Annotated in this window: 25 protein-coding genes and 1 tRNA gene; 16 read left to right on the top strand and 10 right to left on the bottom strand. The window is 62.0% G+C overall.

What is annotated here, in order from left to right:
- Positions 1-7: 7 nt before the first annotated feature.
- A complete protein-coding gene (locus BSG09_RS05165) occupies positions 8-589 on the bottom strand; it encodes a DsrE/DsrF/DrsH-like family protein (protein WP_092930861.1) in 582 nt (193 codons plus the stop codon).
- 1 nt (position 590) lies between these two features.
- Entirely contained in the window at positions 591-836 is a 246-nt protein-coding gene (locus tag BSG09_RS05160) for a sulfurtransferase TusA family protein (protein ID WP_092930859.1), read from the bottom strand.
- A 246-nt stretch (positions 837-1,082) separates the two neighbouring features.
- Here BSG09_RS05160 and BSG09_RS05155 point away from each other — a divergent pair, with 246 nt between their 5' ends.
- From BSG09_RS05155 to BSG09_RS05140, 4 genes are read left to right on the top strand one after another with little or no spacing between them, the layout of a single operon-like run.
- The gene (locus tag BSG09_RS05155; protein WP_092930857.1) at positions 1,083-2,276 is read left to right on the top strand and encodes an MBL fold metallo-hydrolase; all 1,194 of its coding nucleotides are present in this window, start codon (positions 1,083-1,085) and stop codon (positions 2,274-2,276) included.
- Positions 2,277-2,285: 9 nt separating this feature from the next.
- Positions 2,286-2,843: a YeeE/YedE family protein gene (locus tag BSG09_RS05150; protein WP_092930855.1), complete on the top strand. Its 558-nt coding sequence runs from the start codon at positions 2,286-2,288 to the stop codon at positions 2,841-2,843.
- Positions 2,843-3,301, top strand: a complete 459-nt coding sequence (locus BSG09_RS05145) for a YeeE/YedE family protein (protein ID WP_092930853.1) — start codon at positions 2,843-2,845, stop codon at positions 3,299-3,301. The genes BSG09_RS05150 and BSG09_RS05145 overlap by 1 nt, the downstream gene beginning before the upstream one ends.
- Positions 3,302-3,322: 21 nt before the next feature.
- Positions 3,323-4,504 (top strand): inorganic phosphate transporter, encoded by a 1,182-nt coding sequence (locus tag BSG09_RS05140; protein ID WP_092930851.1) that lies wholly within the window; start codon positions 3,323-3,325, stop codon positions 4,502-4,504.
- Between the two features lie 65 nt (positions 4,505-4,569).
- Here BSG09_RS05140 and BSG09_RS05135 read toward each other — a convergent pair whose 3' ends face one another.
- Positions 4,570-4,959, bottom strand: coding sequence for a hypothetical protein (locus BSG09_RS05135; RefSeq protein ID WP_092930849.1), 390 nt, complete (start codon positions 4,957-4,959; stop codon positions 4,570-4,572).
- 246 nt (positions 4,960-5,205) lie between these two features.
- A complete protein-coding gene (locus BSG09_RS05130; RefSeq protein ID WP_092931255.1) occupies positions 5,206-6,057 on the bottom strand; it encodes a universal stress protein in 852 nt (283 codons plus the stop codon).
- Positions 6,058-6,425: 368 nt separating this feature from the next.
- Between BSG09_RS05130 and BSG09_RS20655 the strand changes: the two genes are divergently transcribed.
- The 4 genes from BSG09_RS20655 (at position 6,426) to BSG09_RS05115 (ending at position 9,363) form a co-directional block, all read left to right on the top strand.
- On the top strand, positions 6,426-6,575 hold the full coding sequence (locus BSG09_RS20655; RefSeq protein ID WP_175542145.1) for a DUF7512 family protein: 150 nt from the start codon (positions 6,426-6,428) through the stop codon (positions 6,573-6,575).
- A gap of 2 nt (positions 6,576-6,577) precedes the next feature.
- A complete protein-coding gene (locus BSG09_RS05125) occupies positions 6,578-7,609 on the top strand; it encodes a sulfite exporter TauE/SafE family protein (RefSeq protein WP_092930847.1) in 1,032 nt (343 codons plus the stop codon).
- Positions 7,610-7,679: 70 nt separating this feature from the next.
- Positions 7,680-8,084, top strand: a complete 405-nt coding sequence (locus tag BSG09_RS05120) for a helix-turn-helix domain-containing protein (protein WP_008012552.1) — start codon at positions 7,680-7,682, stop codon at positions 8,082-8,084.
- A gap of 355 nt (positions 8,085-8,439) precedes the next feature.
- Positions 8,440-9,363 (top strand): sulfite exporter TauE/SafE family protein, encoded by a 924-nt coding sequence (locus BSG09_RS05115; RefSeq protein ID WP_092930845.1) that lies wholly within the window; start codon positions 8,440-8,442, stop codon positions 9,361-9,363.
- Between the two features lie 10 nt (positions 9,364-9,373).
- Here the strand turns inward: BSG09_RS05115 and BSG09_RS05110 are convergent, their stop codons facing one another.
- The 4 genes from BSG09_RS05110 to BSG09_RS05095 form a co-directional block, all read right to left on the bottom strand.
- Positions 9,374-9,637, bottom strand: a complete 264-nt coding sequence (locus BSG09_RS05110; RefSeq protein ID WP_092930843.1) for a DUF7521 family protein — start codon at positions 9,635-9,637, stop codon at positions 9,374-9,376.
- A complete protein-coding gene (locus tag BSG09_RS05105; protein ID WP_092930841.1) occupies positions 9,637-9,996 on the bottom strand; it encodes an ArsR/SmtB family transcription factor in 360 nt (119 codons plus the stop codon). The genes BSG09_RS05110 and BSG09_RS05105 overlap by 1 nt, the downstream gene beginning before the upstream one ends.
- 372 nt (positions 9,997-10,368) lie before the next feature.
- A complete protein-coding gene (locus BSG09_RS05100; RefSeq protein ID WP_092930839.1) occupies positions 10,369-10,851 on the bottom strand; it encodes a hypothetical protein in 483 nt (160 codons plus the stop codon).
- Positions 10,848-11,396 carry a hypothetical protein gene (locus tag BSG09_RS05095; protein ID WP_092930837.1) on the bottom strand — a complete coding sequence of 183 codons (549 nt, stop codon included), beginning with the start codon at positions 11,394-11,396 and terminating at the stop codon, positions 10,848-10,850. Before BSG09_RS05095 ends, BSG09_RS05100 begins: the two co-directional genes overlap by 4 nt.
- Before the next feature lie 126 nt (positions 11,397-11,522).
- Between BSG09_RS05095 and BSG09_RS20650 the strand changes: the two genes are divergently transcribed.
- From BSG09_RS20650 to BSG09_RS05075, 5 genes are all read left to right on the top strand, one after another.
- Positions 11,523-11,750: a hypothetical protein gene (locus BSG09_RS20650; protein ID WP_175542144.1), complete on the top strand. Its 228-nt coding sequence runs from the start codon at positions 11,523-11,525 to the stop codon at positions 11,748-11,750.
- A gap of 102 nt (positions 11,751-11,852) precedes the next feature.
- Positions 11,853-12,575 (top strand): DsbA family protein, encoded by a 723-nt coding sequence (locus BSG09_RS05090; protein WP_092930835.1) that lies wholly within the window; start codon positions 11,853-11,855, stop codon positions 12,573-12,575.
- 186 nt (positions 12,576-12,761) lie between these two features.
- Positions 12,762-13,412, top strand: coding sequence for a class I SAM-dependent methyltransferase (locus BSG09_RS05085; RefSeq protein WP_092930833.1), 651 nt, complete (start codon positions 12,762-12,764; stop codon positions 13,410-13,412).
- A gap of 207 nt (positions 13,413-13,619) precedes the next feature.
- The gene (gene trxA / locus BSG09_RS05080) at positions 13,620-13,976 is read left to right on the top strand and encodes a thioredoxin (protein ID WP_092930831.1); all 357 of its coding nucleotides are present in this window, start codon (positions 13,620-13,622) and stop codon (positions 13,974-13,976) included.
- Entirely contained in the window at positions 13,973-15,013 is a 1,041-nt protein-coding gene (locus BSG09_RS05075; RefSeq protein ID WP_092930829.1) for an NAD(P)/FAD-dependent oxidoreductase, read from the top strand. Before trxA ends, BSG09_RS05075 begins: the two co-directional genes overlap by 4 nt.
- A 152-nt stretch (positions 15,014-15,165) precedes the next feature.
- Here BSG09_RS05075 and BSG09_RS05070 read toward each other — a convergent pair whose 3' ends face one another.
- Positions 15,166-15,618 carry a MaoC family dehydratase gene (locus BSG09_RS05070; protein WP_092930827.1) on the bottom strand — a complete coding sequence of 151 codons (453 nt, stop codon included), beginning with the start codon at positions 15,616-15,618 and terminating at the stop codon, positions 15,166-15,168.
- A 102-nt stretch (positions 15,619-15,720) separates the two neighbouring features.
- Here BSG09_RS05070 and BSG09_RS05065 point away from each other — a divergent pair, with 102 nt between their 5' ends.
- The 3 genes from BSG09_RS05065 (at position 15,721) to BSG09_RS05055 (ending at position 19,882) form a co-directional block, all read left to right on the top strand.
- Positions 15,721-16,650 (top strand): NAD-dependent epimerase/dehydratase family protein, encoded by a 930-nt coding sequence (locus tag BSG09_RS05065; RefSeq protein WP_092930825.1) that lies wholly within the window; start codon positions 15,721-15,723, stop codon positions 16,648-16,650.
- A 314-nt stretch (positions 16,651-16,964) separates the two neighbouring features.
- Positions 16,965-19,655 (top strand): phosphoenolpyruvate carboxylase, encoded by a 2,691-nt coding sequence (gene ppc, locus BSG09_RS05060; protein WP_092930823.1) that lies wholly within the window; start codon positions 16,965-16,967, stop codon positions 19,653-19,655.
- 142 nt (positions 19,656-19,797) lie between these two features.
- Positions 19,798-19,882, top strand: a tRNA-Ser gene (locus tag BSG09_RS05055).
- Between the two features lie 98 nt (positions 19,883-19,980).
- On the opposite strand, the gene BSG09_RS05050 is transcribed toward BSG09_RS05055, so the two are convergent.
- Positions 19,981-20,937: an Acg family FMN-binding oxidoreductase gene (locus tag BSG09_RS05050; protein WP_223174730.1), complete on the bottom strand. Its 957-nt coding sequence runs from the start codon at positions 20,935-20,937 to the stop codon at positions 19,981-19,983.
- Positions 20,938-21,122 lie beyond the last annotated feature (185 nt).

Raw genomic sequence — 21,122 nt, 5'->3', positions numbered from 1 at the left:
TGGCGAGTTAGACCAACAGCTGGATGTCCGATTCGGCCATATGCTGGAGGGCGGTCGCTGCGCCGACGCCGGTGGTGACGCCGTCGTAGAAGTCGTCCTCGTCGTACTCCATCAGCTCGATGGTCATCTGACAGGCCTGCAGGTCGACGCCCTGATCGAGGGACAGTTCGATCAGTTCCTCGATGGTTGCAGTGCCGTTCTCGTCGATCCGCTTTTCCATCATCCGCGTTGCCATCCGGTCCATGCCGGGAAGGGCAGCGAGAGCGTTTGGCATCGGCATGTTGGGGTTGCCGACCGCACTGAGCTTGAGGTCCGAGGACTTCTCCTCGTGGAGGATGTCGAGTCCCCAGAACGTGTGGAAGACGACCACGTCCCAGCCGAATGCGGCCGCAGTGCTCGCGAGGATCAGCGGCGGGTAGGCCATGTCGAACGTCCCCTGGGTTGCGACGATCGTCATCTTCTTCTGGCCGTCACCAACCTCGGTCTCGAGGGACGCGACTTGCTCCTCGAGTTCTTCGATCCGCTCCTGGAGGGCTTCCTCGCTCATCGGCTCGCTGTCAGCTCCCGCCGAGGGTGTATCCGTGCTCATGCTATGCCGTCTTCTGGACGTAGTGTTTGTAGACGTCGCCGTCCTCGACCTGCTCTAAGAGTTCGACGCCGTCCGTCCCGGCTGCCCAGCCTTTCAGGTCGCTCATACTGCCCGAGTCCGTGGCGACTACCTCGAGGACCTCGCCCTCGGCGAGGTCGTCGATGGCGGACTTCGTTTTGACGACCGGCATTGGACACGATGCACCTTTTACGTCGAGCGTCTCCGTGATATCGAATGCTTCACTCATGGTGGGGGTACTCCGTGATTTGTATTGGAGTTACTCTACAATATTGAGTCGAGGGTTAAAAGATTGCCGGTTCTTGCACCCCTCGCAAACAACTGCTAGCCTGAAACGATACAAATATTTCCTGAAGTGCCTCTCTAACCGGCGTCGGCCAGCAGCCTTCAGTCGAAAGCCACTCAATATTGTGCGAACGGGGAACTACTATGCAAACTCTTATATGCTATCGGCCGATACCTGTGAGTACACGAAATGAACGCCGACGATTTCCCTACTCCGGATGCCGATGTTGCGGCGGTGACTCCGGAGACATTGAAAAGTCGTATCGACGCAGGCGAGGAGGTGACGCTCCTCGACGTGCGCGCTCAATCGGAGTACGAGGAGTGGCATATCGACGGCGACAGCGTCGAGTCGATCAACATCCCCTACTTCGAGTTCCTCGAGGACGACCTCGGCGAGGACGTGCTCGCACAGATCCCCGACGACCGCGAAGTGACGGTCCTCTGTGCGAAGGGGGGCTCGAGCGAGTTCGTCGCGGGCACGCTCAAAGATCGTGGCTACGACGCAAACCAGCTCGAGGACGGGATGAACGGCTGGGCGCGGATTTACGAGCGCGTCGAAGTGTCGGACTACGACGGCGCGGGCACGCTCTATCAGTACCAGCGTCCTTCCTCGGGCTGTCTGGGCTATCTCGTCGTCGACGGCGACGAGGCGGCCGTTATCGATCCGCTGCGTGCGTTCACGGATCGCTACCTCACCGACGCTGAGGAACTCGGCGTCGACCTGAAATACGCGATCGACACGCACATCCACGCCGACCACATCTCCGGCGTGCGTGCACTCGACGCCGTCGGTGTCGAGGGTGTCATCCCCGGGGCCTCGGTCGACCGTGGTGTTACCTACGCCGACGAGATGACCCTCGCCGAGGATGGCGACGAGTTCGAGGTTGGCGACGCGACGATCGAGACGGTCTCCACGCCCGGGCACACCTCCGGGATGACCTCGTACCTCGTCGACGACTCGCTGCTGGCGACCGGCGACGGCCTCTTCATCGAAAGCGTCGCCCGCCCCGACCTCGAGGAAGGTGACGACGGCGCACCCGAAGCCGCTGCGCAACTCTACGAGAGCCTGCAGGAGCGTGTCCTTTCGCTGCCCGACGAGACGCTCATCGGTGGCGCACACTTCAGCGACGCTGCCGAACCTGCCGCCGACGGCACCTACACGGCACCGATCGGCCACCTCACCGAGGAGATGGACGCGCTCACGATGGACAAAGATGAGTTCGTTGAGCTCATCCTCTCGGATATGCCCCCACGTCCGGCTAACTACGAGGACATCATTCCGACGAACCTCGGTCAGCAGGAGGCTGACGACGACGAAGCATTCGAACTCGAGCTCGGCCCGAACAACTGTGCTGCCAGCCAAGAATCGCTCGCTGGTGACTAACGACTAGACATGGTACCTGATCCAGTCTTACTCCAACTGACCACCGAACTGTTCCCGAACGGGATCAGTCGCTACGCAATCGGTGGGCTCCTCGTCGGTCTCGGAACGGTTGTGATCTATCTCGGGACCGGCATCCCCGCCGGTGCAAGTACGTTCCTCGAGTCGACGCTGTCGTACGTCTCCGGACAGTCCCGCTTCCAGCGGTACGTCTCGTCTCGCGACTGGCGGCTCGTGTTCACGTTCGGCATCATTATGGGTGCGCTGGCGTTCTCGGCGACCGTCCAGTCCGGGATGATTACGACGTCGCTCTACCAACCCGGGACGACCGGCCAACTGTACGAGGTCGGCGGCCTGACGCTCTGGTCGACGGATGTCCAGCCGTGGCGGCTGCTCCTCGGCGGCATCTTCGTCGGCATCGGGACGCGTATCGGGAAGGGTTGTACGTCCGGACACGGCGTCTGTGGCGTCGGTTCCGCATCGAAAACGTCAATTACAGGTGTAATCACGTTCATGATCGTCGCAATCCTGACTGCACAGCTCGTCGCCGCACTGGGGGTGAGTCCGTAATGTCGGACCGCCATCCCCTCTTCATGCCGCTGATCCTAGTCGGCGGCCTGATCTTCGGCTTCGGACTCGGCTTCAGTCACATGGCTCGTCCCGAAGTGGTGCTGAACTTCCTCCAGTTCGATGACTTCGGGCTGGTGTTCGTGATGTTCGGTGCTGCGATCGTTACCGGAGTGACGTTCTTCCTCGCGCCACGGCTGCTCGGTCGGGCACCGCTGACTGGCGACCAGTTCGAACGACGCCTGAAGTCGTTCGATCGGAACGTCCTAATCGGCGGGTCGATCTTCGGCGTTGGCTGGGGGCTCTCGGGCATCTGTCCGGGTGCCGCCTACGCCAGCCTCGGCATCGGCAACGTCACCATCCTCTGGGCGCTCGCCGGGATGTTCCTCGGCGCGTACCTGCAGGGTCGGTGGCGAAGCCAGTCCGTCAGTGCTGATTCCGTGACTGCAGGTGCGGACTAAGCCGCTCTTTTCGATCCGCTAATGGACCTTACTCTCGTTTTGCTGTTCGTCACCGCCGGGTTCGCGAGTTTGTTTATGGCGTGGGTCATCGGCGCTGGCTCGAGCGGTGCGACGCCGTTTGCGCCCGCCGTCGGTGCCAACACCATCTCGACGATGCGGGCCGCGTTCGTCGTCGGAATCTTCGGCTTCACCGGCGCTGTCACGCAGGGGGCGAACGTCTCGGAGGCGATCGGTCGCGGCCTGATCGGCGGTGTGAGCCTCCCGGCTGCTGGCGTGATTGCCGTCTTGCTGATCGGGGCTGGCCTCATGGCCATTGGCATTCGGACCGGCTATCCGATTGCGACCGCGTTTACCGTGACTGGCTCCGTGATCGGTGTCGGGCTTGCACTCGGCGGGACGCCGGTCTGGGCGAAATATCAACAGATCGGTACCGTCTGGGTATTGACGCCGTTCGTCGGCGGCTCCATTGCGTACGTGATCGCGAGCGTTCTCCCGCGATCCGACGTGCCGGAGCGATTCAGCGTCGCCGTGCTCGCGGGCCTCGTCGGTGGCGTCCTCGCGAACGTCGAATTTTCGTTTCTCGGCCCCGCTGACTCGACCGGCACCGTCGCCAGCACCGTTCAGGAGTTCGTTGGACTCGAGAGCGTCAGTGCCGCGATCGGCGTCTCGCTTGCGGTCGCGCTCGCGGTTGCAGGGCTCGTCTACTGGGACGTCCGGCGGGACATGACCGGCGGGCTCAGGCGGGTGCTGTTGACACTCGGCTCGCTCGTCGCGTTCTCGGCCGGCGGCAGTCAAGTCGGGCTCGCAGTCGGGCCGTTGTTGCCCTTGTTCGATGACATCGAAGCGGTCTCGACGATGGCTATCCTCGTTGGTGGTGGGATCGGCATCCTCGTCGGCTCGTGGACTGGTGCGCCGCGCATGATCAAGTCGCTCGCACAGGACTACTCGTCGCTGGGGCCGCGTCGCTCGATCGCGGCGCTCGTCCCGTCGTTTCTCATCGCGCAGGTCGCGATCCTGCTTGGCGTCCCAGTCTCGTTCAACGAGATCGTCGTCAGTGCGATCATCGGCAGCGGCGCGGCGGTCGGCGGCAGGGACGCGATCAGCCCGCGAAAGATCTCGATGACGATCGGTGCGTGGATCGCGTCGTTCGCGCTTGCGTTCGTGCTCGGCTACGGTGTGGTCCTCGTGGTCCCGATGGCGTAGCCGGGCGCACTGCCCGTTGTCTATTTGTCGAATACAAAACCCGATTCGGGCGTGTCACTGCGAACTTACCGCGACGAGACTCCGGCATTGAGATGGCCTGCTTCTCCGATCCTGACGAAAAAATCGTTCTCTTCGATAGCGATACCGTCGCGTCCATAGGGAACCTCTGCTGTCTCTGATCCGGGGAGTGTCACAGTTACAAGATACCCCATCTGAGGGTCGAACACGCCTTCGTAGACCGTTTCCGACCCTGGATCGATTGGAACGCGACTAACGATTTCATGTTCGCGCTCCTGGCCATCGATATATACTGCAATGTCGAGTGTCACCAGATGCGGAAATGAGTGATCGTTGGAGACAAGCAGTGTTCCGACTGGCTGTGCCTTGCTCGTCAGACACCCTGCAAGGGAGAACGAGGCGACACTGAGTGTCGAAATAAACGTGCGCCGATCCATTTGTTGGTCTGTTGTAGATTACGGTTATAGATATTATCTATCTAAAATGAACTGATCCGTGTGTGACCTGCCTCTATTGCGGCTTTTGCGGTCAACGCCGAGTCACGGATTCATCCGACTCTAGAAGCCATTGACAGTCACTGCACACCAGATCGCACGATGTGTGTGTGGTTCGAAGCGCACCCACGCGAGAACCGCGGCCCCTCCGTCGGTCTGTCGATTGTTCAGTTGCCAATATCGCTACTGTTAGGCCGACCGCGGCGGTGGCACGAGGTAAACGTTCCCCGCAGCACGCGCGATGACTGACTCGGAGACGCTCCCGAGTAACAGCCGCCGAAGCCGGCTTCGGCCACGCGAGCCCAGCAGGATCGTCGTCGCGTCGAACTCGTCTTCAGCCGCGATGATCTCGTCAGCTGGATCACCCTGCCGAACGTCGATCTCCGTCTCGATGTCCCACTCCTCGAGTTGGGCTGCGAGCTCGTCCAGTCGTGCAGCCGGCTCGTCGGTTTCGTCCGCCCTCACGCCGGTATCTTTCGGTGATTCGACGTGGACCAGCGTCGTCGACTCGGCCGCATGGCGCAACGATGAGAACGCCTCGAACGCTCGTTCGGCGTTTTTGGAGAAGTCAGTCGCATACATCATACGCCGAAAGAGGTGTTCACGACGGAGTTCGGGCTCGTCAGTCTCGCGCTCGATACGTGTAATGAGGAGTGGTACCACGGTCGTCCGTGCGAGGTTCCGCGTTGTTGATCCGATGACGCGGTTCTCGAGCGGGCTCTTGCCACGTGAGCCGGCGATCGTCAGATCGGCCCCGACAGCGCCGGCGATCCCGTTGATGCGACGATGGGGCGTCCCACGGACGACGTGGGTTTCGACGGCGAACCCGGCATCTTCCATCACCGACTGATACCGATCGAGTGCGCGCTGGCGACGGCCTTCGAGGTCCATGCCTGGCATCCCTGCGTGGACGTTCGAGGGAACGACGGTGACGAGATGGATCGTCTCGATGCCGATTCGCTCGAGACACTCGAGGCTGGTTTCGTTCTCGATCGCCGCTTCACTGGCTGCCGAGAGATCGGTCGTGTAGAGTGCTCGCATGTCACGAACGGATGCGATCGCTGTATAATATTGTTTGTATAGTTCAGAACCAATGAACATCAGTCGGCACGATTCGATTTGATAGCAGCGGGTGATCCCCACTGATCACCTCCGAGCACTGAATTTCTCTAGCGCGATAAAATCCGCGCGCGATCGATTGAGGCGGTAAATCGCGGTCGTTTAGCGGGGAGCTTTGGACGGCCATATTCATATAACTTACGCATATATTTCGGTTGGATAGCCGTGTGATCAGTTGCAGTAATATTGTACAGCCCATCCAAAACTGTTAATACCGCCATCCGATTAGAGACTACTGTAGAGAAAGCCATGATCCGTACACAACTGCACACGACGGGTGGTGAGACGCGATGATCGGTGGGGGAAGCCTAACCGCATCGGTAGACGCTGGCATGCTCATCGGGGCTGTGCTCCTCGAGGCCATCATCCTGTATATCGGCTACGGCGCAGCGGAACAGCTATTCGGAGAACCAGTCGTCAATCGCATTAAGAATAACTAACAATGGAGATACTTGGAATGAGCCTGGCACTGATCGTACTGTTCGTTGGGTTCGGTCTGCTCATCGGGATCCTGTTCGGATTCTTCGGGATGGGCGGATCGTTCCTCGTGACGCCCGCACTGCTGGTGATGGGCTACGACGCGAACGTTGCGGTCGGGTCCGGTCTTGCGTTCGTCTTCGGGACCTCCGTGATCGCGACGCTGAAACACCGTGACCTCGGGCAGGTCGACTACAAACTCGGCATCTTGATGATCGCCGGGACGACCGCCGGCATCGAGGTCGGGAAGGTCGGCCTCGAGTACCTCCAGCACATCGGGCTGGCCGGCTCCGTGGTTAGCGTCGCGTACGTGCTGTTGCTGGGTGGGATCGGTGTCTTCGTCACCTACGAAGCGATGAAAGGCAGCGGTGGCGGCATCGACCACGATGTCGATGAGGACGCCGATCTCGAGGACGAGGAAATTCCCGAGATCGCTCAAAAGATCCAGTCCTACAACGTGCCACCGATGATCTCGATCCGCGGTGGGTTCAAGGTGTCGCTGTGGATGGTGCTGGCTGTGGCGTTCGCGACGGGGGTGCTGTCGGGCTTCCTCGGCGTCGGTGGCGGCTTCATCCGTATGCCCGCGTTGTTCTACCTGATCGGCGTGCCCGTTCCGGTCGCAGTCGGGACCGACCTGTTCGAGATCGTCTTCTCGGGCGGGATCGGGAGCTTCCTCTACGCCCAGTCCGGAGCGGTTAACCTCGGCATCGTCGTCCCCCTGCTGGCCGGGAGCGCACTCGGTGCCCGTGTCGGCGCAGGTGCGACCAACCTCGTCAACGAAGAGGACATCAAGGTCTACTTCGGGGTCATGCTGCTGCTCGGCGCGATCGCAGTTGCAGTGCGAGAGATCGGCGGGCTCCTCGAGATGCCCATCCTCGACGTGGTGAGCCTGGCGATCATCCTCGGGGCCGCGCTGCTCGTCAGTGGTGCTGTCGTCTACAGCGGCGTCACCATGCTCCGTGAGAACGCGAGCGCGTCGCCGCCGACTGCTGACTAGGCGAACACAGGATTGTACGATTTCTACACAAGTCTTTTAACCGCGCGGTGTCTATATAGGGGTGATTCCAATGCCGGATTCGATGTCCGAACAACTCCAGCAAGACATGCAGTGTGAAGGACTCCTCGAGTGCTTCCACGGCCTCAAGCAACTCGATAAGGAGTGCTTCCGGGCGCTCGTCGCTGCCGATGAGCCGATGACCGTCGATGAAATCGCCGACGCCGTCGACCGCGAGCGCTCGACCGCCTACCGGGCCGTCCAGCGGCTGCTTCAGACGGGCTTCATCCAGAAAGACCAGGTCAACTACGATCAGGGCGGGTACTACCACGTGTACTTCCCGACCGATCCGTCAAAGCTCGCCGACAGCATGCAGCGGATGTTAAACGATTGGTACGCCAAGATGGGCCAGCTCATCCAGGAGTTCGAGGATAAATACGAGCAGGCACAAGCCGACGCGACCCCGATCGAAAGCTAGTCTTGCGGTCAGGGGTCCGATCGAGTACCGCATTCGGCGGCGACAAAGCGTCGTACCGAGACTCGTATCCGGGTTCGATACTGCGGTGCTGGCTTAGGGCTACTTGCAGGTCTTTCTCGAACCGTCTTCTCGTCTTTTCTCCCCGTTTCGACCGCTAGCGGAAAATATATCCTCGAGCTATGACGGTCTGTTTCCGCTGAACCGGGTGCAACTGCGTTTGATCTGCTGTAAGCGGCTATTTCGGTGTGTCTTCGCCGACTCGAAACGCCGTAGATCTCGCCGACTCGGTTAGGGGGATACGGGTGGCGCGTGTATCGAGTCGCAAGGCGACTGTATCGTCTTCGCCACCCTCGCTATGAGCACACCAGAACCTACCAGCGACATCGAACAGTTCCTCACGAACGTCTCCGAGTTTCGGTACCGCGAGGTGATGATGGTCGCAGCGACGCTCGCCGTCATCGTCTCGTCGATCGTCTTCTTCCCGGGACTCGAGCACATCGGAAAAGGCGTTCAGTCCGATCTCTCGGTGGAATTGCTTGCCCTGTTCGTCGCGGTCGCGATCATCGCCGGCGTCGTCAAGGGCATGATCGGCTTTGGCTACTCGCTGATCACGACGCCGATTTTCGCGTCGGTCATCGATCCGACGTTCGCCGTCGTCGTGCTCGCGATTCCGCCATGGATGCTCAACATGTTCCAGATCGGTGAAACCGATACGGGACGAGCGTTCGTCCGCGAGGAGTGGCCGCTACTGACGCTTGCCGTCGTCGGGAGCGTCATCGGCGTCGCGGCGCTTGCGGCGTTCAGCGCCGGGCCGATCGTTCCCTTCGTCATCGGCCTCGTTATCCTCGGCTACGTCGTCTTCCAGCTCGTCCAGAACTTCGTCACCATCGAGGAAGCCCACCACCCGATCGCGCTCGGCAGTGCTGGCTTCCTCGAGGGCTTTCTGCTCGCCATCGCGAATCTCGGCCCGCTGCTGCCGGCGTACTTCCATACCTTCGAGCGAGACACTGAACGATACATCGGCGGCCTCTCGATGGTGCTGGGAACGATCTTCACCGTCCGGATCGTCCAGATGGCGCTGTTTACCGATCTCCTGACGACCTACCGCCTCTGGCTCGGCTCGGTGATCGCGGTCGTCACCATCGTTGGCCTGCTGGCTGGGACGTACCTCCGGCGGCTCGAGATCGACGAAGAACGGTTCAACTGGTTCGTCGTTGGGCTCCTGTTCGTCATCGCGCTCAACATCTTCCGAAACACCATTCCGACGTTGTTTTTCTAGTCTCGGCTCCCTACTTCGTCAGCGACGCGAGGATAAGCACCATTCCGCTCGAGACGATGGCCGCCTGTACGAGGGCAGCGGAGACGATCGTCGTCCCGAACACGAGGTAGATCAGCCCCTCACAGATCGCCCCCGCACCGATAAACACGAAGCCTGCGGCGACGTATAGCATCGGCGTTTGGCCGTTTCGCCGGTAGCCGTGATACGCCAGATACGCGACGACGAGGCTCAACACGAGCGTGATCAGTTTGGCGATGACGAACGAGGGTTCCATCAGTCGTCACCCCGGAGATCGTCCCAAAGTGACGTAAAATTGTCAGCGAGCTCGTCGCGCGTTTCGAGCGTCAGCGACAGTTCGCCATCGGTGAGATCGACGTGAAGCCCCTCGAGTGCTGTTTCGAACTCGCTTCGGTGGGCTCCGTTCGAGTCGACTGTGTTCCGTTCTTCGATGAGCTCGAGGTCCTGAAGCGTCGAGACGCGTCGATAGACCGTCGTAAGAGAGGCATCACACTCCTCGCTCAAGGCCTTCGCGGTCATCGGACCCTGGTCGGCCGCGACGAGTATCTTCCGCGCGTATTCGTCCGCGAGGATCCGGAATATCTCCGACGAGTTCGGGGAGCCGCCGTGCTGCACACGATACACCCAGACGTTCTATGCCAAATAGGCCACGATTTGCTGGTTCAGCAAATCGCCACGGCTGTCTTGATACTGCTGGACAGAACGACGTCAACCCGGTCACGAATTCGCGGCCGGCCACATGTCTGCGACTGGCTTCGCCGTGACTGCTGTCCAGTCGTCTGAAACCACTCGGAGTTGAACACGGGTCTCGGCCACGCCTCTCGCGGTGACATCTCCCGTGAGACGAACGAGGGGTTTCGCGAGACCGAGGCTGGCAACTGGACGGCATCCGAGTGAGGCGGACTCAGGTGAGTCATTTCCGGCGCACCTGCGACTCGTTTTCGGGTGCGCCAGTACATCGTTACAGCAGACCGTCTGAGCGCCCGATCACGTGGTGCAGGTCGGACACGTGCGTTTGTAGCGGGTGTAGATCAACCCTGCCAGCAGCGCCACGGAGATGACGCCGAGCAACGGCCGAAGCGGATCGAAGTAGGTCATGAGCGTGGACGAACTGAACAGCGCGAGCAAGAAGACGTTACAGATCGGACAGCCGACGGCCAGAAAGCCACCGACCAGCCCACCCATCGCCCACCGATCCTCGCTGCTCGTGTCCCCGTCTTCGCCCTCGAGTCCGGTCTGGGGAACGTCGGTTGCCACCCGCTGTGCGGTGTAGACGCCGGCCAGGAGCGCAGTCAGCGTCAGAAACAGGTAATCGACCGGCGTCCGTGGGACCATCCGGACGTACAGCGGGTTCGGGATGAGGCCGGTGACGAGTCCGAACAGCGCGAAGACGCCGATCCCGGCTGCGATTCCCCAGCCGATCGCTCGCCGATCCGAGCGGATCGAGCGGCCAAATCGGCGTCCCGTCATTGCGTCGCCTCCGCCGTGAACGCACAGCGTTCGGGATGGCCCGCCCGGCCCAGGAAGAACAGCAACAGCGCGAGCCCGCCGACGCGAAGCAGTGCGCCGTCGTACGGGAGCGCTGCCAACCCACCGGCGAACCCGAGAAAGCCGAGCAGGCCAGCGCCGCAGCTCGCACAGCCCGACGCGAGGAGTCCTGGCACCACGCCGGCGAGATCGGTGAGACTCGAGAGGCCGACGAGCCGCAGTTGCGCGACGGCGTTGACGACTGCGACACCCGAGAGCAGGGCATAGAGGACGATGACCCCGAGGCCGGTCCAGCCGTCGGTCCGGTACACCGTCTCCGTAAGCGAGACGACGACGTACTCGAACCAGTGGAGGCCGTCGCCGAGCATCTGGAGCGAGAACTCGGGCATCGTACTCAGGATCAGTAGCACGTAGGTCGTGAGTGTCACGAACACCAGCCCGATCGTTCCCCGCCACGTCTCGAACGGGTACGAGACCGCTTCGGAGAGGTTCGTCAGGTATCCCCTGATCGAGTCGCGCGTGAACATCTAGATGAACCGATGCGGGGGTGCTTGAAATGTCCCACTCCGATTTGCTGACTCAGCAAATTCTGTGCCCGTTTCCACACAATACGGACGGGACTGACAGACACTATCCGGGAGTGGTATTCGAACGTGATTCGGACAACGGCACGTCTCGCCGCCGACTACCGGCCCACGAGCTGGCTCGCCATCGGGACTTCGGATGGACTGTGGCTACCAGTAAACTCCGGTGAAGAGCCGAACCGCTCGAACGTTACCGGTAGCAACACCGTCGCGGACGGGATCGACGGTGGGCCAAGCAAACTGCTGGTCGACGGCCTCCGGCGGATCGAATCGGCCACCATCGCCCGGCAGCCGTAGCCACGGCTCCGATCGTGGCCGCGGACGACGCCCGATTTGCTCGCTCAGCAAATCGCCGGTTCCATTACAGTTCGACGAGGAGAATCGACGCGAATACAAACCATGTCCCTCGATCCGTCCCGTCGCGCTCTCGTGACCGGTCTCGTTGGAGTCCTCGGTGGCGGCGCTTACTTTCTCACTCAGTCCGGTGACACCGCGACGCAGGAGCAGGTCTCGTCGTTTCACTCGAGCGACGAGACGTCGGCGCTCGGCGTTGACCTCGCTGGCAAGCCGATCATGGGCTCGCCCGAGGCCCCCATCCAGATGTACTACTGGACGGACTTCCAGTGTCCGTTCTGTGGGAAGTTCGAACGAGAGACGCTTCCCGACCTTGTTCGCGAGTACGTCGATCCGGGCACGGTTCGCATCGTGTTCATCTCGCTGCCGTACTTCGGCGGCGACTCGATGACCGCCGCGGTCGCCGGCAAGTGCGTGTGGGAGCAGGTCCGCGACTCCGAGCCGTCGGCGTACTGGAACTGGCACACGACGGTCTTCGAGGAGCAAGGCGAGAAGAACTCAGGATGGGCCGCAACCGAGAACCTCCTCGAGTACACGCGTTCGGTCGATGGTGTCGACGCCGACGCGCTCGAGACGTGTCTCGACGAGCAGCGGTCGACGTTCGAAACGCAGGTGGATGCGGACGCCGAGCACGCGCGCTCGCTCGGGGTTTCAGCGACGCCGACGTTCGCCATCCTCGATCGCGACGCCAACTCGCTCGAGACGCTCGTCGGTGCCCAACCGAAATCCCGGTTCGACGAGGCGATCGAGCGGATCGAAAGCGAGTGAGCCGTGGCTCCTCGCCCACCGCCTGTTAGTGTCCGACGCTAGTCGCGCTCGAGAACACGAGCATTGCACTCACGACGTCGAGTCTGAACGGATCGATTATATTTCGGGTTTTGTTCAATACTGTCGCGATTGGGGCCGACCCGCCAGACACCACGCCTTTGTTCGGGCGTGACAAACGGCCGCGCGATGGTTACGCGTCGAACGATCCGATCGATCGTCATTGCGGGCGTCCTCGCCGGCCTCGCTGGCGTCGCGTACGCGCTCCGTTGGCGGCGAAACCCGTCGCCGTGTCCGTACTCTCAGCGCGTCTGGATCGATCTCCCCCGGCCGGTCATCTCTCGCTCGAGGCTGTGCGAGGTCCTCGAGCCACGGTCCGGCGAGCGAATCCTCGAGCTCGGGGCGGGGACCGGCTACTACACGGGCACGGTCGCAGCGGCAGTCGAACCGGCTGGGATGGTTCACGCCGTCGACGTCCAGCGGCCAATGGTCGCGGACCTCCGGACGCGACTGCGCGAGCGCGGCGACGACAACGTTGCGCCGGTCCACGGCGACGGTCGGGCACTTCCGTATCCGGACGATAGCTTTGACGCCGCCTATCTGGTTCTCGTCCTCGGCGAAATTCCCGACGAGGAGCGGGCACTCGCCGAACTCGAGCGGGTGCTGAAACCCGGCGGCCGGCTCGTCGTCGGGGAGTCGCTTCCTGATCCTCACTTCGTCACGCGTGAGACGCTTCGGGAACGTGCCGAGCAACAGGGGTTCAGATTCGAGAGCGACGTTGGAACACGAGGGAGCTACTTCGCACGGGTGTCTGTTCCGCCATCGACGAACGGTAACTGACCCGATTTCGAGCCGACGACCGCTCGCTTGTTGCCGTCCCATACACAATTGATCTGCGTCTCGTCATCTGAAATTGCTCAGTAGCAGCTGTATCGATCTTCTCCGGCCGCTATGACAGAGTTGTCCCGTATTAACGCTCCCTCGATATGGCGGTATTGCGCAATACATACAAAACCTTTAAACGTAACCGGGCCATAGCAAGTCGTGATGGCAACTGATGCACCTAGCGGCTCCGGACAGTCACTCGACGAACCACTCCACGTTGAAAGCGAAGACCACTTCGAGGAGGTCACCAGCGGCTACGACGTCGTGCTCGTCGATTTCTACGCCGACTGGTGTGGTCCCTGTAAGATGCTCGAGCCCGTCCTCGAAGGGCTGGCCAGCGAGACCGACGCCGTAATCGCGAAGGTCGACGTCGACCAACACCAGCAACTCGCTGGTTCGTTCGGCGTCCGCGGTGTCCCGACACTCGTCCTCTTCGCGGACGGCGAGCAGGTCGAACAGCAAACCGGCGTCTTGCCGGCCGAGCGACTCCGTAGCATGATCGAAGGCTATACCGAATGAGCGAGGCCATGACTGACACCGTCCACGACGTAATCGTCGTCGGCTCCGGCGTGTCCGGCCTTTCGGCGGCCGTCTACGCCGCGCGAGCCGACCTCGAGCCGCTGGTCCTCGAAGGCCCCGAGCCGGGCGGCCAGCTGACGCTGACGACCGACGTCGAGAACTACCTGGGCTTCCCCGACGGGATCGGCGGTATGGAGCTGATCCAGAACGGCAAAGAGCAGGCCAAACGCTTCGGTGCCGAGTTCACCCACGGCACTGTCGAGCGCGCGACACTCGAGGAGCGGCCGTTCGAACTCGAACTCTCGAACGGTGACGTCCTCCGCACGCGCGCGCTGATCGTCGCTAGCGGTGCGAGCGCCCGCTGGGTCGGCGCGGAAAACGAGGACGAACTCATGGGCTATGGCCTCTCGACGTGTGCCACCTGTGACGGCGCGTTCCACCGCGGCGACGACGTCCTCGTGATCGGCGGCGGTGACAGCGCGATGGAAGAGGCGCTCTTCCTCGCGAAGTTCGCCGAGAGCGTCACGATCGTCCATCGGCGCGGCGAACTCCGCGCGTCCGAGATCATGGCCGACCGCGCCCGCGAGCACGAGGATATCGAGTTCCGCTGGAACACGGAACTCGAGGCCCTCCACGGCTCCAAAGAGGAGGGGCTCACCGGCGCGACGCTGATCTCCCATCCCGATGGCCATCCCACAGAAAAGGCCGACAACGGAGTCGATGTCGACCGGGAGACCGTCGACGTCGGCGGCGTCTTCTACGGCATCGGCCACACGCCGAACACCGAGTTCCTCGAGGGAACCGGCGTCGAACGCGATTCGGATGGATACATCCAGACCGAATCGGACGACGAGGGTCGCGCGACGACTCACACGGCAGTCGACGGCGTCTTCGCCGCTGGCGACGTGGCCGACTCGCGCTACCGGCAGGCGATCACCGCCGCGGGAACCGGCAGCATGGCGGCCCTCGACGCCGAGGACTACCTCGAGACGCTCGAGCACGAACAGAGCGCGCCGGCGATGGCTCCGGAACAGTAGTCATACGAACCCCTGTCAGTCAGTGCCGGCGCACCCACGACCTGCCATGCAGGTGTGCCGGGACACAGTGACAGCAGACCGCATCACCGGCGGTAGCTCCGTTGCAAGCAGAGACACGCTGACGTTCACTCACTTCTCCGCGATCGACTTCTCTACTCGTCTCCAGCATTCCGGCGCGCGACCATCTCGAGGCCGATCCAGGAGATAACGACGTCGCCGTCCTGGGTGATCCCCTCGAGTTTGGTATCGACGTAGCCACGCGTGCGGTCGCTCTCGGAGACGCGCTTCTCGAGGACTTCGGTCCGAATCGAGAGCGTATCGCCCGGTGTCACGGGCTGGTGCCACCGGAGTTCGTCGACGCCGCGGGCACCCATGCTGGCTCGATCCTGTATCGGACCGTCGACGAGCAGCCGCATACAGATCGACGCGGTGTGCCAGCCCGATGCGACCAGCTGGCCGAACGCTGAGTCCTCGGCGGCCGCCTCGTCGGTGTGAAACGGTTGGGGATCGTATTGCTCGGCGAACGAGAGGATCTCGTCTTTCGTCACGTGATACTCGCCGAATTCCTCGGTGTCGCCGATCTCGATGTCCTCGTAGTAGCGCATTGCCCCGTTATCGGGTCGTATCGGCAAGAACCTGTGGGCTGTGACAGTCTGTCGCTGCCGGACTTCCAAACATCTATGCGATGCCGGCGTGGTCGTTTCGGTATGACACTCGCGGGACACGCCGTCCTCGTTACCGGTGGGGCGGGCTTTATCGGATCGAACCTGGCGAACCACCTCGCCGAGGACAACGACGTCACCGTCATCGACGACTGCTATCTGGGGACGCCGGAGAACCTCTCGGACGACGTCGAGTTCGTCGATGCGAGCGTTCTCGAGGACGACTTGCCAACCGATGTCGACGTCGTGTTCCATCTCGCGGCGCTGTCGTCGTACGCGATGCACGAGGAGGACCCGACGACAGGTGCCAGAGTCAATGTCGAAGGCTTCGTCAACGTTGTCGAACAGGCTCGAGCGGACGGGTGTGAGACCGTCGTCTACGCCTCGACGTCGTCGATCTACGGCAGCCGAACGGAGCCGTCGCCGGAGGACATGGCCGTCAGCGTCAACACCGGCTACGAAGCGTCGAAACTCGCCCGGGAGCGGTACGGCGAGTACTTCTCAAACCACTACGGCATGTCGATGGCCGGCATGCGATTTTTCTCGGTGTATCAGGGCTATGGCGGTGCTGAAGAACACAAGGGCGAGTACGCCAACGTGATCGCGCAGTTCGCCGACGACCTCGCCAACGGCGAGGCACCGGTGTTGTACGGCGACGGCACCCAAACGCGCGATTTCACGCACGTCTCCGACATCGTCCGTGGTCTCGAGTTGGCCGCAACGAACGAGCTCGATGGCATCTACAACCTGGGAACCGGCGAGGCCTACGATTTCAACACTGTCGTCGAGATGCTAAACGACGAGCTCGGCACCGATGTCGAGCCGGAATACGTCGAAAACCCGATTCCCGAGTCGGTGTACGTCCACGATACCTGTGCTGACGCCTCGAAAATCCGTGAGGAAACTGGCTGGGAACCCCAGATTGACTTTGAGGAGGGCATTCGGCGGGTCTGTGCGCAGTATACGGAGCAGTAGCGGCGCGGTCCAAACGCCGTCGACTTCCGTGCGAGAGATTCACGGCTGAGATAATCCGAAGCGGATCATATCACCCGTTTGAAATTGAATGCTGCAGGTACGGATGCCCCACACCGTCTTCCAGAACGTTTTACATCTGATGTGAATAATCCTTTGTAGGTTGTGGTCCGGATACCGAATACCTCGAGGACTGGGCACGTCGTCACCCTGTCAGGGTGAGTCGTTGTACCGCCAGTAACTATCAGGAAAAACGATGTACGTGAGCGCGCTGTCGCTGCGAGGGCTTTTTAATGTGGCACGCACATCCACACGGTATGCAACTCCATAACAGGGGCGTCAGACAGGACGTCCGCGAACTCGGTGCATTACTCGGCGACGTCCTCGAGGGCCAGACTTCTCGGGGGGCCTTCGAGACGGTCGAGTCGTGTCGGCGGTCTGCGATCGATTACCGCTCTGGTGAACTCGAGTCACGTGAACCGCTCGTCACGGAACTCGAGGGACTGTCGCCACGCCGACAGCGGACCGTCGCGCGTGCGTTCGCGACCTACTTCGAGTTGATCAACCTCGCCGAAGAACGCGAGCGGGTCCGGACCATCCGCACGGACTCCCAGGAGGGCACGCTCGAGGACAGCCTCGAGGCCGCAGCCAAAGAACTCGGCGAAGAAGACATCGAGACCGTCCGACAGATTCTCGACGACGTTTTGATCGAGCCGACCTTCACCGCTCATCCGACCGAGGCCCGACGAAAGACGGTCAAGTCGAAACTGCGGGAGATCTCGACGTCGCTCGAGAACTTAGACGAGCGACTGTTGACCGACAAGGAGTCGGCCCAGATCTGGCAGGATATCGACGCCGAAGTGACGAGTCTCTGGCAGACGCCACAGGTACGCAACCGCCAGCCCGAGCCCGAAGACGAGGCGCGAAACGTCCAGTGGTACTTAGAGAACACGCTATTCGACGTTGTGGGCAACGTCTACGACGAACTCGACGAGACAATCGACGCGGAAGTGCCCGGCGACATCGAGATTCCGAAGCTCTTCGAGTTCCGCTCGTGGGCAGGCAGCGACCGCGACGGCAACCCCTACGTCACTCCCGAGGTCACGGCGAACACGCTCGAGCGCCAGCGGTCGGTAATCCTCGATCGCTACCGCGACCAACTCAAGCGCCTCTCCGGTGTCTTGAGCCAGGATGGCAGCCGGATCGACGCCGGTTCCGCGTTTCAGGTCTCTCTCGAGCGCGACCGCGAGCGTCTGCCCGGCAGCGCTCGCACGGCCGAGCAGCGCTACCCCGACGAGCCCTACCGACAGAAACTCAAACTCATGCGTGAGCGGCTCCGCCGCGTCGGCGACGTGCGGCCGGGTGGCTACGACGACGCCGACGAACTCGGTGCCGATCTCAGCGTTATCGCCGAGAGCCTGCGCGCCAACGACGCCGACAGCATCGTCGACGCACACGTCGATCCGATCCGGCGGCAGGTCGCCACCTTTGGCTTCTCGCTTGCGAGTCTCGACCTGCGCGACCACCAGCAGAAACACACCGACGCCATCGCTGAGGCCCTCGAGCATGAGGGCATCGACTACCGCACTCTCTCGGAGGACGAACGCGTCGAGTTGCTGACCGACGCCGTCTTACAGGACGAGCCGGTGATCGATCTGAGCGAGACCGCTGATCTCTCGGACGACTCGGCGCGCGTCCTCGAGTTGTTCGACAGCCTCGCCGACTGGCAGACCGAATACGGCGTCCACGCCATCGACACCTACTGCATCTCGATGACCGAGGAGCCGAGCCACGTCCTCGAGGTGTTGTTCTTGGCCGATCAGGCCGGCGTTATTTCCTTGCCCGAACACGCGGGGATCGACATCGTTCCGCTGCTCGAGACCGAGTACGCCCTCTCGGGGGCCCGGCGGATCATGGGCACGCTGTTCGAAAACGAAGCCTACGCGCAGGTGCTAGAAGCCCGCGGGCGGACCCAGGAAATCATGCTGGGGTACTCCGACTCGAACAAGGAAAACGGCTTTCTGGCGGCGAACTGGTCGCTGTACAAGAACCAACGTCGGCTCGGGGAGATCTGTGACGATCACGACGTGACGATGCGGCTGTTCCACGGCCGCGGTGGCTCGATTTCCCGCGGCGGCGGGCCGATGAACGAAGCGCTGCTTGCGCTGCCGAACTCGACGGTTACCGGGCAGGTCAAGTTCACCGAACAGGGTGAAGCTATCGCCGAGAAATACGCCAATCCGCGCATCGCCGAGCGAAACATCGGGCAGATGCTCAACGCCCAGCTCCGGGCGCGCAAGCAGGCCCTTGATCAGCCCGAAGAGGAGGTCCACGAGGAGTGGGTCGCGGCCATGGAGACGATGGCCGACGCCGCGCGACGGGAGTACCGCGACCTCTTAGAGAGCGACGGCTTCGTCCAGTACTTCGAGCAGGCGACGCCGATCACCGTTATCGAAGACCTCGATCTCGGGTCGCGGCCAGCCTCCCGGTCGGGCGAGCGCACCGTCGAGGACCTGCGGGCGATCCCGTGGGTGTTCTCGTGGACCCAGTCGCGGTGTATCCTGCCGGGCTGGTACGCCCTCGCGACCGGTGTTGAGGCCTACCTCGAGAACGGCGGGTCGATGAATACCTTACAGACGATGTACGAGGAGTGGCCGTTCTTCCGGACGACGCTCGACAACGCCGCGCTCTCGCTGTCTCGCACTGAACTCGAGATTGCCGACCGCTACGCCGACCTGGCTGATCCGGACCTGCGCGAACGGTTCTTCCCACGCGTGAGCGACGAGTACGAGCGGGCGGCCGACCTGATCACCGAGATCGGCCAGCGTGACCAACTCCACACTCGCGACTGGCTCGGTGAGAACCTAGAGCGGCGAAACCCGTACGTCGATCCGTTGAACATGCTGCAGGTCTACTTGCTCGGCCGAACCGACCGGACGGACATCGAAGAACGAACGCTCCGGCTGACGGTCAAGGGAGTCGCGGCCGGCATGAAAAACACGGGGTAATCGGGCCTCAGACCGGCCGACACACGGTCTACGTTGTAGATGCTGGTCGACCGGGGTCGCCACCGACCGACGAACGGCACGCAGTCACAGAGAGCGAGAAAATCGAAACGGGTAAAAACGTCTCTCGAGTAGACGTGAGTGAGCCGAGATAGCCTAGCCCGGCCAAGGCGGCAGATTCGAAATCTGCTGTCCTCACGGACTCGGGAGTTCAAATCTCCCTCTCGGCGTTTTTCAGCGACCACGACCGACGAGCGATGCGTGGTGTGACGCACCACGAAAAGCGAACAGTGGCACCGTGAGCGACGCGTAGCGGTGTGCGTCTCTGTCAGGTAGTCACGTCCTCGAGCGGCCGCCGCGGCGTTCGCGTTGTGTCCGGGTCGGCGTATCCAAGGCGAAACAGGTGCATGGGTGTCGATTCCTCGAGCTCGAGCAGCGCGGCGAGATCAGCTCGAAGGGCATCGACTTCGAGAATCTGGCTCATGGGATGGACCGCGAGCCCCTCGCTGGTCGCGGTCAGCGCCAGCCGCTCGAACACCCGTCCGACGTCGAGTTGCGTCTCGAGATCGTCGGACGTCGCAGTGAGAGCAGCGATCACGGGCGCGCTCGTAACGAGCGTCGAGTTCTTTCGTCCCTCGCGGTCTCCGAGGTCGAGATGGCGAACCGCAAGCTGACCGATCCGTGCTGCGAGCCAGCTTGCGCCGAGCGCTCCGCTTCCGATCCAGTAGCCAAGCTCCGCTCTGTACTCCGGATCTGCAAACTGACGTTCGTCGGCCTGCGTCTGTAGTGCCGCGATCTCTTCCTTGCGGATCGTGTCAGTAACCAGTTCGAGACCTATACCTGCCGTGGTCGCGTCGTCCTCGAACCGCTCGAGGATCGGTTCCGGGACGGAGGTGGCTTGGAACGGGTGGTGGTTCGTCCGGCGTTCGGTGATGGCGTCGAATAGGGCAGCATCCTGGTCCGTTTTGGCCGGCGTGTCCGGCTCGAGCCGGACTGTCGCCACGTGTCGAGTCGTCGCATCGTCTGCTCGTCGATTCTCAGTCTCCGACGCGTATGTGACAGTGACTCCGAGGCCGAACTGCTTGGCTGCGATCACGAGGTTCTCGAGCGCACAGCCGACGCTCAGATACAGTTCTCTGCCGTCTGGATCGGCCACAGTGAGTTGTCGTGATTCGTCGGCGTAGACCCGAATCTCGTCGTCCGCAACGGCAAACAGCCATGGCTGTGAGTTGTGACTTGATGGGGCAAGCACAGCGTATTCGAGCAGGAACGCCGCTTGTTCCACTATTGGGGCATTCGATGGAAAGTCCGCTTTATCGGGTTCCGGCCTGGTGGTGTTATCCATGGTCCGTTCCACTACCGATACATGTGGTGGCAGCATAACTGCCACCGGTCGGCCTTGCGAGCGGGAAGTAGGAGATACTGCTCCGCAGCCCACATGTGTCTCCCGATGACGGACTTCCGTCCGCT

This window comes from Natrinema hispanicum, assembly GCF_900111485.1.
GTDB classification, from domain to species: Archaea; Halobacteriota; Halobacteria; order Halobacteriales; family Natrialbaceae; genus Natrinema; species Natrinema hispanicum_A.
Note: the sequence above shows the minus strand (reverse complement) of the source record. Positions and strands in the feature narration are given on the sequence as shown.